This window comes from Candidatus Polarisedimenticolia bacterium (assembly GCA_035764505.1).
Lineage (GTDB): Bacteria > Acidobacteriota > Polarisedimenticolia > Gp22-AA2 > AA152 > AA152.
Genome location: DASTZC010000261.1, coordinates 23,246 through 38,527, shown reverse-complemented (window position 1 = coordinate 38,527; position 15,282 = coordinate 23,246). Strand labels below are relative to the sequence as shown.

General features: G+C 71.3%; 2 protein-coding genes. Both read left to right on the top strand.

From position 1 onward, the window contains the following. Entirely contained in the window at nucleotides 1-14,181 is a 14,181-nt protein-coding gene (locus tag VFW45_16985; GenBank protein ID HEU5182484.1) for an amino acid adenylation domain-containing protein, read from the top strand. A gap of 20 nt (nucleotides 14,182-14,201) precedes the next feature. After that, on the top strand, nucleotides 14,202-15,269 hold the full coding sequence (hppD, locus tag VFW45_16980) for a 4-hydroxyphenylpyruvate dioxygenase (protein ID HEU5182483.1): 1,068 nt from the start codon (nucleotides 14,202-14,204) through the stop codon (nucleotides 15,267-15,269). The last annotated feature ends 13 nt before the right edge of the window (nucleotides 15,270-15,282 follow it).

Sequence of the window (15,282 nt, the reverse complement as noted above, 5' to 3'; positions counted from 1 at the left end):
ATGCACCACATCGTCTCGGACGGATGGTCGATGGGGGTACTGGTGCGCGAGGTGGCGGCGCTGTACGACGCGTATGCGGCTGGCCGCCCCTCGCCGCTGCCGGGCCTCCCGATCCAGGTCGCTGATTTCGCCGCCTGGCAGCGCGCCGTGCTATCGGGCGAACGTCTTGCTGGCGAGCTGGCCTGGTGGCACGAGCGCCTCACGCCGCTGCCGCCCTCCCTGGATCTTCCGGCGGACCGGCCGCGCCCGCCGGTGCAGAGCTTCCGCGGCGGCGTGGAGCGGCTATCGATTCCGGCGGAGGTGGCGCACGCCATGCGCACACTGGCCCGGCGCGAAGGGGCGACCCTGTTCATGGGACTTCTGGGGGCCTTCGACGCGCTGCTGGTCCGCCTGACGGGCGAAGAGGACATCGCGATCGGCACCGGGATCGCCAATCGGACGCTGCCGGAGCTGGAGCCGCTGATCGGCTTTTTCGTCAACGCGCTGGTGCTGCGTGTGAGCTGCTCCGGCGATCCGCAGTTCCTGGATCTCCTGCGGCGCGCCCGCGATGCCAGCCTGGGGGCCTTCGCCCACCAGGATCTGCCGTTCGAGCGCCTCGTGGAGGAGCTCCAGCCGGCGCGCGATCTCAGTCGGAATCCTATCTTCCAGGTCGCCTTCGCCCTGCAGAACGCCCCGCTGGGGAGCTTCGAGCTGCCGGGCCTGTCGATCGACCCCGTCCCCTGCGACACCGGGGCGACCCGCTTCGATCTCGAGTTCCATCTCTGGGAGGAAGCGGAGGGCGGGCTCGACGGCTTCCTCTTCTACAGCGCCGATCTTTTCGACGCACAGACCATCCGGCGCCTCGCCGATCGCTACGCCGGACTGCTGGCCGCCGCCGTCGCCAGACCGGAGACCCGTTTGTCGGATCTGCCGGTGGCCGCTCAGGGCGAGCTGGACCAGGCCACCCGGGTCCTGGCGCGCGGCGTCGAGCTTCCCGTGCCGCCGCGCACCGCCGTGGAGCTGTTCGAGGAGCAGGCGGCGCGAGCGCCGCATGCGGCGGCCCTGGAGCAGGGGGAGCGGCGCCTCACCTACGGCGAGCTGGACGCCGCCGCCGGCAAGCTGGCGGCGCGCCTGCGCGCCGCGGGGGCCGGACGCGAATCGCGCGTCGCCATTCTGGCGGAGCGATCGATCGAGCAGATCATCGCGACCCTGGCGGTGGCCAAAACCGGCGCGGCCTATGTTCCTCTCGATCCGGCCAACCCCGAGGAGAGAATCGAGGCGATGGCTTCCCGCTGCGGGGCGCGCATCGTGCTCGCGCCGCGCCATCTCGCTGCGCGCGCCGCGGCCGGCGGGCTGCCTGTTCTGGAGATCGACGGAGATCATTCCGGGGAGAAGCCGGTCCCGCGACCCGCCTTCGCGCCCGAGGATCTCGCCTACGTGATCTTCACCTCGGGCTCCACCGGCGAGCCGAACGGCGTCGAGGTTAGCCAGGCAAACCTCGCGGCGCTCGTGGCATGGCACCGGTCGGCCTTCGCGCTGCGCGAGTCGGACCGCGCCACCCTGATCGCCGGGGTCGGATTCGACGCCAGCGTCTGGGAGCTGTGGCCGGCTTTGGCTTCGGGCGCCTGCCTTCTCATTCCCGATGAAAGAATCCGCCTCGATCCGGCGGCGCTGCGCGATTGGCTGGTCTCGGGCCGGGCGACGGTCGCCTTCCTGCCGACGCCGCTGGCCGAGCCGCTGCTGGCCCTCGACTGGCCGCGCGACGCCGCCTTGCGCACGCTGCTCGTCGGTGGCGACCGGCTGCACCGTCTCGACCCCGCGCGACTCCCCTTTCGCGTGGTGAACAACTACGGGCCGACCGAGGCGACCGTGGTGGCCACCTCCGGCGAGGCGGACGAGGGGGCTTCCCTCGGAATGCCGACGCTCGGAAGACCGATCGCCAATGCCCGGACCTACGTCCTGGACCAGCGCCTCCGACCCGTTCCGGCGGGTGTCCCGGGCGAGCTGCACGTCGCAGGGGCGGGAATCGCCCGCGGCTACGCCCACGCGCCCGATCGGACGGCGGAGCGCTTCATACCCGATCCCTATGGCGGCTCCGGCGATCGAATGTACCGCACCGGGGACCGGGTGCGCCAGCTCTCCGACGGCCGCCTCGAGTTCCTCGGCCGCTTCGACGCGCAGGTGAAGATCCGCGGCCAGCGGATCGAGCCAGCGGAGGTGGAGACGACGCTCGCGACCCATCCCGGCGTCGAGGCCGTGGCGGTGGTCCCGCGGCGGGAGAACGGCGAGACCCGTCTGGTCGCCTACGTGGCGCCGCGACGCGCCGGCGGCGAGCGGGGGCGCTGGCAGGCGGAGCACATCGAGCGCTGGCACGCCCTGTACGACGAGACCTACGCCCGCACTCCGGAGCGCTTGGACCCCACCTTCAACATCACCGGCTGGAACAGCAGCTACACCGGCGAGCCGATCGAGGCCGAGCAGATGCGCGAGTGGCGCGATCGGACGGTGGAGCGGATCCTGGCGCTGCAGCCGGATCGCGTCCTCGAGATCGGCTGCGGCACCGGATTGCTCCTGACCCGGATCGCCCCGCGCTGCCACCGATATGTCGGGACCGATTTCTCGCGCGTTGCCCTGGATCTGGTCCGGCGGGCGGCGGAGGCAAACAAAGAGCTGGGGCACGTCGAGCTGCAGCAGCGCGGCGCCGATGACTTCGAGAATCTGGCGCCGCGCTCGTTCGACACGATCATCCTGAATTCCGTGGTGCAGTACTTCCCGGACGCCTTTTACCTGGAGCGCGTCCTGGAGGGGGCCCTGCGTCTGCTCGACCAGGGGGGACGCATCTTCGTGGGCGACGTGCGCGAGGCGCGGCTGCAGCGCGCCTTCGCGGCGTCGGTGGCGCTGCACGGCGCGACGCCGCAATCGACGCCCGATTCGCTGCTATCCCGCACCGAGCAGATCGTCGCCGGAGAGGAGGAGCTTCTTGTCGATCCCGCCTTCTTCGCCCATCTCGCGGCGCGCGCCGGCCGCCCGGCCTGGGCCGAGGCACGCTGGAAGCAAGGCCGAGCCGACAACGAGCTGACCCGGTTCCGCTACGACGTGCTGCTGCATCTCGGCACGCCGCCCGCGTCCCCGGCCACGGAGATGAGCTGGCACGAGGAGGCCGCCCGGGATTTTGGCGATCTCTTCCGCAGCGGCGCGCCGCGGATTATCCTGCGGGACGTTCCGAACGCCAGGGTCGCGGCCTTCGTGGCCGCCGCTCGGGCGCTGGGCGAAAAGCGTGAGGTCGACGACGGTCCGCGCGAGCAGGCGCGGCATCCGGACGACCTGACCCATCTTGGCGAGTCGCACGGTTATGCAGGAGTGGCCGCACTCTCCTCCAGAAGCGAGGACTGCTTCGACCTGGTCTTCGAGCGCGGCGCCGGCGAGCCCACAGGGCTTCCCTTTCCCGCCGCCCACGGCAAGCCTCGTCGCCCGCTCACCAACACGCCGCTGCGCGCCACGCTCGCGGGGAGCCTGATCGCCGCTCTGCGCGCCCTCGCGGCGGCGCGGCTTCCCGAGGCGATGGTCCCTGCGGCCTTCGTCGTCCTCGATGCGCTGCCGCTCACACCCAACGGCAAGGTGGATCGCCGGGCTCTGCCCGCGCCCTCCCCCGCGCGCAGTACGGGAGGCGCGGCGCCGCGCACGCCGGCGGAGCGCGCGGTGGCGCGCGTCTGGGAGGAAGTGCTCGGCGTCGAGTCGGTGGGGACGGGCGATCACTTCTTCGATCTGGGAGGCCACTCGCTGCTCGCCACGCAGGTAATCTCGCGGCTGCGCTCGGCGCTCGGCGTCGAGGTGCCGCTGCGCGCCATCTTCGAGGCTCCCACGCTCGCAGCGCTGGCGGCCTTCGTCGAAGCGAGCGCCGCTCCCACGCGGCGTGGCGGGGCCATCCCGCGTCTGGACCGCCGGAACCCCATCCCCCTGTCGTTCGCCCAGCAGCGTCTCTGGTTCATCGATCGGCTGTCACCGGGCATCGCCGCCTACAACATCCCCAACGCCTTGCGCCTGGAAGGCGATCTCGACAAGGCGGCGCTGGGGTGGACCCTGGGCGAGATCCTGCGCCGGCACGAGGCGCTGCGCACCCGATTCGTCGAAGGAGCGCAGGGAGCGGAGCAGATCGTCGACCCGCCCGTCCCCTTCGCGCTTCCGTCCGAGGACCTCTCTTCCGCGGCCGATCCGGAGGCCGAAGCACGCCGGATCGTCGCCGCCGAGGCGCTGGCTTCTTTCGATCTGGCGCGCGGGCCGTTGATCAGGGTGCGCTTGCTGCGGCTGGCCCCGCGCTCGCACGTCCTGTCGCTGGTGGTGCACCACATCGCAGCCGACGGCTGGTCGGCCGGCGTCCTGGTCCGCGAGCTCGGAGCGATCTACGCCGCCGCCGTATCGGGCGCCGCCGGACCGCTCCCCGAGCCGCAGGTGCAGTATGCCGACTGGGCCGCCTGGCAGCGCGGCTGGCTCGAAGGAGAGGAGCTGCAGCGGCAGCTCGCCTACTGGAAGGAGACCCTGGCGCAGGTCGAGCCGCTGCTCCTGCCCGGCGATTTCGTGCGTCCCGCGCACCCGACCTACGCCGGCGCGGCGCTTTCGGTCCGCCTGGATCGGAATCTCGTCGAGCGGATCACCGGCGTGGCGGCTGCCGAGGGGGCGACGCTGCACATGGCGCTGCTGGCGGCTTTCGCCGCGGTGCTGGCGCGCTGGTCGGGGCAGACCGATTTCGCCATCGGCACGCCCGTCGCCGGACGGACGCGCGAGGACACCGAGGATCTCGTCGGCTTCTTCGTCAATACCCTCGCCCTGCGGATGAAGCTGGGCGGCGCCGATTGTACCTACCGTGAGCTGCTGCGGCGCCTGCGCGAAACGGCGCTGGGTGCCTACGCCCACCAGGAGGTGCCGTTCGAGCGGATCGTCGAGGAGATCCGCCCGGAGCGCGACACCAGCCGCAACCCGATCTTCCAGGCTCTGTTCGCGCTGCACAACGTGCCGTTCGGCCGGCTGGCGCTCCCGGGCCTGGCAATCCGCTCCTTCGAGGTCGAGCCGGCAACGGCGCAGTTCGATCTGGAGATGTCGCTGTTCCAGATCGACGGAGCCGTCACGGGACGGCTCCATTGGAGCACCGATCTCTTCCGCCGCGACACCATGGAGCGCCTCGCGGCGCATTTCGTCCGCTTCGTCGAGCTCGCGGCCGCCGATCCCGGCCTCGCCGTCCGGCAGGCACCGATCCTGCCGGAGACCGAGCGGCGGCTGCTGGAGAACTTCAACACCACGCAGCGGAGGTTCGTGGTCGAGCCGACGCTCGCGCGCCTCTTCGAGGCGACGGTGGACCGCCGGCCGGAAGCGCCCGCCTTGCGCGTCGCCGGCGTCGAGGTCTCCTACGCCGCGCTCGAAGCGCGCGCCAACCGCATCGCCGGACTGCTCATCCAGAATGACGTGCGCCGGGGCGACCGGGTCGCCCTCTGCCTGGAGCGCGGCGTCGATCGGATTGCAGCGGTCCTCGCGACGCTGAAAGCGGGCGCCGCCTACGTGCCGCTCGATCCGGCCTATCCGGCGGCGCGTCTCGCCCTGATGCTGGAGGATGCCGGCGCCGCGGCGCTGGTCACCACCGAGGCGCTCGCCGGGACCCTGCCCCCCGCCGCCGCCCGGACCCTGTGTCTCGACCGGGAGGAGGAAACGCTCGCCTCCCTCGACGCTTCCCGTATCAGCGTCGAGACTTCCGCCACCGATCTCACCTACGTGATCTACACCTCGGGCTCGACCGGGCGCCCCAAGGGGGTCGCCATGAATCAGGGGGCGCTCCTCAACCTCATCGCGTGGCAGCAGGAGCGCTCCGGCGCGCCCGCCGGACGCCGCACGCTGCAGTATGCGTCCCTGTCCTTCGACGCCTCCTTCGAGGAGATCTTCTCCACCTTCGCCGAGGGCGGCATTTTAGTGCTCATCTCCGAAGACGACCGGAGAGATCCGGCGGCGCTGCTCTCGGTCCTATCCGCCGAGAAGGTGGAGCGTCTGTTCGTTCCCTTCGTGGCGCTGCAGAGCCTGGCCGAGGCGGCGGAAGAGCGCGGCGCCGTCCTGGCGCTGCGCGAAGTCATCGCCGCGGGGGAGCAGCTGCGCGTCACCGCGCCAATCCGCCGCCTCTTCGGCAGCGTGAGCGGCAGCGTGCTCGACAACCAGTACGGGCCCAGCGAGACGCACGTGGCGACCGCCGAGCGCCTCGCCGGAGATCCTCGGCTCTGGCCGGAGCTGCCGACCATCGGAAATCCGATTGCCAACGCGCGCGCCTACGTCCTGGATGAAAAGCTGGCCCTTTCACCCCTCGGGGTCGTCGGCGAGATCTACCTGGGCGGGGAGGCGGTCGGCCGCGGCTACCTGGATCGCGCCGACCTGACGGCGGAGCGCTACCTTCCCGATCCGTTCGGCACCGGGGAGCGGCTCTACCGGACCGGCGATCGCGGTCGCGTGCTCGCCGACGGGCGGATCGAGTTCCTGGGCCGAGTCGACCGGCAGATCAAAGTCCGCGGCTACCGCGTGGAGCCGGGAGAGATCGAATCGTCCCTGGAGCGCTGCGCGGGCGTGCGCGCCGCCGTCGTGGAAGCGCGCGCCGAGCCGGGAGGCGCGACGCGCCTGGTGGCCTATGTCGTCCCGGAGGGCCCTCTGCGCGGCCGGGTGCGCACGCTGCGCGACGAGCTGGCGCGCCAGCTCCCTGAATACCTGGTCCCCTCGGCCTTCGTCGAGCTCGAGGCGCTGCCTCTCACTCCCAGCGGCAAAGTGGATCGGCGCGCGCTCCCGGAACCGGAGCTCGAGGCGGCCCCCGCCCGCGGCGAGCTTTCCCCCTGGGAAGCGATGGTCGCCGGGGTCTTCGAGGAGACGCTGGGGACGCACCGTCTCGGCCGCGACGCCCATTTCTTCGCGCTGGGGGGCCACAGTCTGCTGGCGACGAAGGCGGTCGCACGCCTGCGCCGCCTATCCGGCGTCGACCTGCCGCTGCGCGCCATGTTCGATGCGCCCACCGTGCGCGAGCTGGCGGCGCGGCTCGCCGACGTCCTGCTGGGGGAAAGGCGGGAGATCGCACCGATCCCGCGTGCCGAGCGCGGCAACCGAATTGCCGTCTCGTTCCAGCAGGAGCGCATGTGGTTCCTCGACCGGTTCGAGCCGGGCGGCTCGACCTATACGATGACCGCCGGGCTCCGGCTGAGGGGAGATCTCGAGGTCGCGGCGCTGCAGCGCGCGATCGGCGAGCTGGCTCGACGGCACGAAGCGCTGCGCACGCGCTTCGAGGAAGAGGACGGAATTCCCTCACAGGTGATCGATCCCCCCTCCCTGCTGTCGCTCGACCCCATCGACCTGAGCGGTGCCGCCGACCTGGAAAGCGAGCTGCGCGAGCGCCTCGAAGCCGAAGCGCGGGTCCCCTTCGATCTGGCGCGCGGACCTCTCTGGCGTCCGATCCTGTTTCGCCTGGGTCCGCGCGATCACGTCCTGGTGGTCGCGATGCATCACATCGTCACCGACGGCTGGTCGATGAGCGTCGTGACCCGCGAGCTGGCGGAGCTGTACGAAGCCTATGCGGAGGCGCGCCCAAGCCCGCTCGCCGAGCTGCCAATCCAGTACCCCGACTATGCGCTCTGGCAACGCCGCTGGCTCGAAGGTGGGGAGCTGGAGCGGCAGCTCGACTACTGGCGCCGCCGTCTGGAGGGCGTCGAGCCTATCGACCTGCCGGCCGATCGGCCGCGGCCCGCCCTGCAGAGCACTTCGGGCGCCCGCATTTCCGGCCGCATCGACGCGGATCTGGCGGGACGGCTTCGCGCCCTGGCGAGATCGGAGGGGGCCACGCTCAACATGGTGCTGCTGGCCGGCTTTGCGCTGGTCCTGGCGCGCTGGTCGGGCCAGCGCGATTTTGCCGTCGGTCTCCCCGTGGCGAACCGCACCCAGGAAGAGACCGAAGGACTCATCGGCTTCTTCGTCAACACCCTGGCGCTGCGGCTGCGCCTGGGCGAGGAGATCCGCAGCTTCCGGGACCTGCTGGCGCAGATTCGCGAGTCGTCCCTGGGGGCCTACGCGCATCAGGACGTCCCGTTCGAGTCGCTCCTGGCCGCCCTCAATCCGCGGCGCGATCTCTCCCGCACGCCGGTTTTCCAGGTCTGGTTCAACTTCGTCAATGTCCCGGAGGAGGAGCCCCGCTTCGGAAACCTGCTGGCGGAGCCGCTCGGCACCGGGGTGGTGGATGCCAAGTTCGACCTCAGCCTCTACGTGACCGAGGCGGGAGACTCGATCGATCTCGACGCCGTCTACAGCCCCGGTTTGTTCGACTCGTGGCGCATCCGCGAATTCATCGATCAGCTCGCGCTGGCCCTGGCGCAGGCCGCGCAGGCGCCGGAGCGGCCCCTGGAGGAGATTTCGCTGGTCACCCGGCGGGCCCGGCTGGAGCTGCCCGACCCACGAGCTCCGATTTCGGACCGCTGGCACGGCGCGGTACACGACCAGATTTCCCGGCGGGCCGCTGAGCATCCGGCCGCCCTGGCCGTCTCCGATGCGCGCGGCGCCTGGAGCTACGGCGAGCTCGAGGCGCGCTCCAACCAGCTGGCGAACCGGCTGATCGCCGGCGGCGTCCGCCCGGGCGAGGTGGTGGCGATCCTCGCGCACCGGAGCGCGCCGACCCTCTGGGCGATTCTGGGTGTGATGAAGGCGGGCGGGGCGTTCACCATGCTCGACCCGGCGCACCCGCCCGCGCGCCTGCTGGCCTGTCTGCAGGCGGCGCGCCCGCGCGCGCTGATCGGTGTCGAGGCGGCCGGTCTCCTGCCGGCGGAGCTCGGCCGTTTCTTCGACGGCACCCCCTGCATCACGCTGCCGTCTCTCGATCGGCTCGCGGAGCACGATCCTCTCGCCGGGGTGAGCGCAATCCCGGCCGGCGTGGAAGTCGGGCCGGACGACGTGGCCTGCATCACCTTCACCTCGGGATCGACCGGGACGCCGCAGGGAGTGCGCGGCCGGCACGGCTCGCTGTCGCATTTCCAGCCAATCCTGGAGCGGCGCTTCGGCATCCATGCCGGCGACCGCTTCTCGATGCTGTCGGGGCTGGCCCACGATCCGCTCCAGCGCGATCTCTTCACGCCGCTGATGGCGGGAGCCGCCGTCTGCATTCCCGACCCTGACGATCTCGACAGCGCGCGCCTGGCTGCCTGGGGGCTGGCCAACCGTGTGTCGGTGATGAACCTCACGCCAGCAATGGCGCAGATCCTCGCGGGAGAGACGAACGGCGGCGTCCGCCTGCCGTATCTGCGCCTGGCTTTCCTCCTGGGCGAGCAGCTCATGAGGCGCGATGTGGAGCGGCTGCGGAAGCTGGCTCCCGCTGCGGCCATCGTCAATCTGTACGGCACGACCGAGACGCAGCGCGCCAGCGCCTGCTTCGTCATGCCGGCAGGAGAAACCCTGCGCGCCGAGGACGGCCCGCCCGTCGAGCGCGAGGCGATCCCCGCCGGCGCCGGCATGGAGGACGTCCAGATCCTCATCCGCAACGATGGCGGCCGGGCCGCCGGGCTGTGCGAGATCGGAGAGATCTGGGTCCGCAGCCCGCACTTGGCGCTCGGCTATCTCGACGAGACCCTCACTGCCGATCGCTTCAAAGGAGCCGGAGCCGATCGCTGCTACCGGACCGGCGATCTGGGCCGCTACCTTGCCGGCGGCATCGTCGCCGTCGCCGGCCGCCGCGACGCCCAGGTGAATGTGCGCGGCTTCCGGGTCGAGACGGGAGAGATCGAGGCGGCGCTGGCGGCGCAGCCGGGAGTGCGCGAGGTGGCCGTGGTGATGGATGGCGAGGGACGCCTCGTAGGCTACCTGACCCCGGCGACCGGAGCGCAGCTAGATACCTCGACGCTGCTCCAGGAGACGCGGCGCCGGCTTCCCGATTACATGGTTCCTGCGGCGCTGGTCGTCCTCGCGGCTCTCCCTCTCACGCCGAACGGCAAGGTGGACCGCAAGGCCCTCCCCGAGCCGGCCTGGGGAGCCGCCGGCGGCCGCATCGCTCCCCGTACCGAGGAAGAGGAGATCGCCTGCGCCCTGTTCGCCGAGGCGCTCGGGATCGAGCAGGTCGGCGCCGCCGACAGCTTCTTCGATCTGGGCGGGCACTCGCTTCTGGCCACCCGTCTGCTGTCGCGGGCACGCGCGGCTCTCGGCGCCGAGATCAGTCTCCGCGCCCTGTTCGAATCGCCGACCCCGGCCGGTCTGGCGCGCTCCGCCACCACGGCGCGCCGGCAAGGGGCCAGCCTGCCGCCCGTGAGGCGCGCCGAGGACGGCAAACGCCCCCGCCTCTCCTACGCGCAAAGCCGGCTCTGGTTCCTGGACCGTCTCCAGCCAGACAGCGCCGCCTACAACGTCGCCTCCGCCTATCGCCTCTCGGGAGATCTCGATGGTGAAGCTCTCGGCCGCGCCCTGGCCGAGATCGAGCGCCGGCACGAAGCGCTGCGAACGCGCTTCACATCGCTTTCGGACCGGGTCGAACAGGCGTTCGACCCGCCGCGCCAGCGAGTGCTGGAGACGGCGGACCTTACCTCGTCGGCCGATCCGCAGCAGGAAGTGCTCCGTAAAATCGCCGCGGAAGCCAGCCGGCCGTTCGATCTGGAGCGCGGACCGCTCTGGCGGGTGCTCCTCTTACGGACCGGCGCCGCGGAACACTATCTCTCCCTGGTGCTGCACCACACGATCACCGATGGATGGTCGATGGAGATCATCCGGGGTGAGCTGGCCGCTATTTACGGCGCGCTGAGGGAGGGCAAGGAAAGCCCGCTGGCGGAGCTGCCGATCCAGTACGCCGACTGGGCGGCCTGGCAGCGGGAGTGGCTGGAGGCTGGCGAGATGGACCGCCAGCTCGCCTACTGGCGGCGCGAGATGGAAGGGGTCGAGCCGCTGGAGATCCCCACCGATCGGCCGCGCGGCGCGCGCCGGGGGATGCGCGGGGCAAGCGTCGGCTTCGAGATCGAACCGGAGACGGCAGCCTCCATGGCGCGCTTCGCACGGGCGGAAGGGGCCACCTTGTTCCATGTACTTCTGGCCTGCTTCCAGGCGCTCCTGGCGCGCTATGCCGCGAGCCCCGACGTGGTGGTGGGAATTCCAATCGCCAACCGCGGCGTGGCCGAGGCGGAGCCGGTCGTCGGGTTTTTCGCCAACACCCTGGCGGTGCGCACCCGGATCGATCCGGCGTGGACACTGCGCGAGCTGGTGCGGCGCGTCGGCGGGAAGGTCCTCGACGCCTACGCCCACCAGGACGTCCCCTTCGAGTCGATTGTCGAAGCGCTGGACCTGCGCCGCGATCTAAGCCGCAATCCCCTGTTCGACGCCATGTTCGTATTGCAGCATGTCCCCGCCTCCCCGCCGCTTGTCGGGGACCTGAGCGTCGAAGCGGTCCCCGCCGACACCGGAGCCACACCCTTCGATCTCACGCTGTCGATGGGACGCTCGGGCGAGCGGCTCTTCGGGTCGCTGGTCTACGACGCCGACCTGTTCGAGCCCGCGACGATGGAGCGTCTGCTGGCGCACTTCGCCGGATTGGCGCGGGCCCTGGCGCGCGACCCCGGCACGCGGCTGGAGGATCTCGACCTGCGGACGCCGGAGGAGCTGGCGATCACCGAAACCGCCAACGCGACAGCGATCCCCCGACCGCCGCGCCTGGTGCACGAGCTGTTCGAAGAGCAGGTCCACCGGGCGGCAAGCGCCGTCTCGGTCGTGGACGAGGAGCGGGAGCTCTCCTATGCCGAGCTGGATGCCCTCGCCAACCGGATCGCCCGCCGATTGCGCCGCCTGGGCGTCCGGCCCGAAGCCGGCGTCGGGCTCTTCTCGGCGCGCACCGCCCGCTCCATTGCCGGGATGCTCGGAATCTTCAAATCGGGGGGAATGCTGGTGCCCCTCGACGCCTCGCTCCCGGCTTCCCGGCTGGCGGCCATGCTCTCGATCGCCGGGGTGCGGGCGGTGATCTCGGAGCGCGGATTGCACGCCGCTCTGGCCGAAGCCGGGCTGCCGATCCTGCTGCTCGATGCGGACGATCTCTCGTCCGAGAGCGCCGAGCCTCCGGAGCCGTTGGCGCGCCCGGCGAACACCGCCTACATCATCTTTACTTCCGGCTCGACCGGGGAGCCGAAGGGCGTCCTCGTCGAGCACCGCGCCATCGCGGACCGCATCGCCGGCCGTGTCCGCCACAACGCTCTCGGCCCCGGCGAGCGCGTGCTCCACTTCTTCTCGGCGATCTTCGACGGCTCGATCGAGGAGATCCTGGCGACCCTTTCCGGCGGCGCGACGCTGATCATGCACCCCGATCCGCGGGGCGAGACGCCCGAGGGCTTTCTCCAGCGCGCGGCCGCCGCGCGGCTCACGGTGGCGCACCTGCCGGTCGGCTTCCTGCACGAGCTGGCCGACGACCTGTCGAAGAGCGGCGCGACGATTCCCGCTTCGCTTCGTATCCTGTTCACGGGGGGCGAGAGCCCGAGCGGCTCGCGCATCGCCGCCCTCCTGCGCGCGGCTCGCGGCCGCCTCACGGTGCTGAACGCTTACGGTCCCACGGAAGCGGTCATCGAGGCGACGGAATACCGGGTTTCCTCGGAAGACGAATGCCCCGACCCGGTGCCGATCGGCCGTGCCCTGGACAACACCACCGTGCACCTCCTCGATTCGCGCCTGCGGCCCGTGCCCATCGGGGCCGCCGGGGAGATCTATATCGGGGGGGAGGTTCTATCTCGCGGCTACGCTCACCGGAGCGCCGAGACGGCCGCGGCCTTTCTTCCCGACCCCTTCTCCCATCGGTCCGGCGCGCGGCTCTACCGCACGGGAGACCTGGCCCGGCAGCTCGCCAGCGGCGATCTCGTCTTTCTCGGCCGGCGCGACGGACAGGTGAAGCTGCGCGGCTTCCGAATCGAGCTCGGGGAGATCGAGGCCCGGCTCGCCGGTCTCGAGGCGGTGCGCGAGGCGGCGGTCCGGGTGATCGGTCAGGGTGCCGCGGCCACCCTCGCGGCGTATGTGGTACCTGCCGGGGGAATCCAGGTAGAAGCCGAAAAGCTCCGCAGCGCTCTGGCCGCGAGCCTTCCCGAATACATGGTTCCCTCCAGCTTCGTAATGCTCCCGGCGATGCCGCGCACCGCCACCGGCAAGGTGGACCGGCGCGCCCTTCCCCTTCCTGAGAGAGCGATCCGGGCGCGCACGGCGCCACGCGACGATCTCGAGCGCACCCTGGCGCGCCTGTGGGGCGACACGCTCGGCGGAGGCGGGGACGACGTGGAGGAGAGCTTCTTCCAGGCCGGCGGGAACTCCCTGCTGGCGGTGCGCCTGGTCGGGACGATCCGCCGCGAGATCGGCGCGGAGCTGCCGGTGGCCGCGGTCTTCCGGGAGCCCACGATTGCCGGGCTGGCGCGCCTGCTGCGCGGCACCGCGGCCGAGGCCTCGCCGCTGGTCACTCTCAACAGAGGCGCCGGGCTGCCGCCTCTGGTCTGCGTGCACGAGGTAGGGGGCGGCATCGCTCCGTTCGCGGCGCTGGCCGGCCATCTCGATCCCCGCCGCCCGCTGCTCGGCCTGCATGCCTTCGCCGACGGCCCGCCGGAGAGCATCGAGGCGGCGGCCACCGGATACGCCGGGGCCATCGCGCGCGCCGTGCCCGACGGGCCGATCGATCTGCTCGGCTGGTCGTACGGCGGGCTGGTCGCCTATGAGACGGCGCTGCGGCTGCGCGAGGCGGGCCGCGACGTCGGGACGCTGGTGCTCCTCGATGCCGCCGCCCCGGGAGACAAGGTCGTGGAAGAGCATCCTCTGGCACGCGCCGCGGCGATGCTGTGGGGGGTCGAGATCCACTCCGAAAGCGCGCACGAGGCCTTGTCGGCGGCGCGCGCCGCCGGGGCGGCGCTGCCGCCCGAGCTGGATGGCGAGCAGGCCGCCACCTGGCTCTCGGGGGTTGCCGGCCGGATGAAGGCGGCCGATGCCTATCGTCCGCGCCCCTATGCAGGAAAAGTGGTCCTGGTGCGCGGCACCGAGTCGGCGGTCGCCCGCGGCGGCGACGACATGCTCGGCTGGCAGCGCTTCGTCAAGGGAGACCTGGCGCTCGAGTGGGCGCCGGGATCGCATCATTCGATCGTGCGCGGCGAGGGGGCCCGCACCATCGCCGCCATCGTGGAGCGCCACGCCGCCCCCTCCGGCGCGGCCGACGCGTAAAACGCAAGACGGGAGGCATCATGCTTCGTGGGATCGATCACGTCGAGTTCTATGTCGGCAACGCTTTCGCCTCGGCCTACTTTTTCACGCGCGCGCTGGGCTTCCGCCCCCTGGCAGAGGGGGGGTTGGAGACGGGTCTGCGCGACCGCACCTCCTTTGCCGTCGAGCAGGGAGACATCCGGCTGGTGTTCACCAACTCGCTGGCGCCCAACGGCCCCATCTCCGATCACACACGCCTGCACGGCGACGGCATCCGCGACGTGGCGCTGGCGGTGGACGACGCGGCGCGCGCTTTCCGCCACTGCGTCGAGCGCGGCGCGACGCCGGTGGCCGAGCCGCACGTGGCCACCGACGAGTCGGGCCGCGTCATCCGGGCGGCGATCAAGTCGTTCGGCGACACGATCCATTCCCTGGTGCAGCGCGACAGCTACACCGGCCCCTTCCTGCCGGGCTTCCGCCCGTGGAAATCGCGCTGGGCGGGCAAGACGGCCAGCCTCGCGGCCATCGACCACGTGGCGGTGTGCGTGGAGGCGGGGACGCTCGCGCAGTGGATCGATTACTACGCCGGCGTGTTCGGCTTCCACGAAGCGCACCACGAGGACATCGTGACCGAGCGCAGCGCCATGAATTCCAAGGTGATGGAGAGCGAGAACGGCACGATCAAGTTTCCGATCATGGAGCCGGCGCCCGGCCGCTCCAAGTCCCAGATCGACGAGTACCTCGACTACCACCACGGCGCCGGCGCCCAGCACCTGGCGATGCTGTCCTCCGACATCGCCGCCACGGTGCGGGTCCTGCGCGAAGGGGGCGTCGATTTCCTGCAGACCCCCGGCACTTACTACGACGCGCTGCCGGCGCGCGTCGGCGACATCGAGGAGGACCTCAAGGAGCTACGGGAGCTGAACGTCCTGGTCGACCGCGACCGCTGGGGCTACCTCCTGCAGGTCTTCAGCAAGCCGGTGACCGGCAGGCCGACCGGCTTCCTCGAGGTGGTGCAGCGCAAGGGAGCCCGCGGCTTCGGCGCCGGCAACGTCCGGGCGCTGTTCGAGGCGGTCGAGCGCGAGCAGGCGGCGCGCGGCAACCTGTGAGAGAGGGCGCATG

Coding starts and splice junctions, on each gene's coding strand:
- hppD (HEU5182483.1), top strand. CDS start 14,202: ATGCTTCGTGGGATCGATCACGTCGAGTTCTATGTCGGCAACGCTTTC.
- VFW45_16985 (HEU5182484.1), top strand. CDS start 1: ATGCACCACATCGTCTCGGACGGATGGTCGATGGGGGTACTGGTGCGC.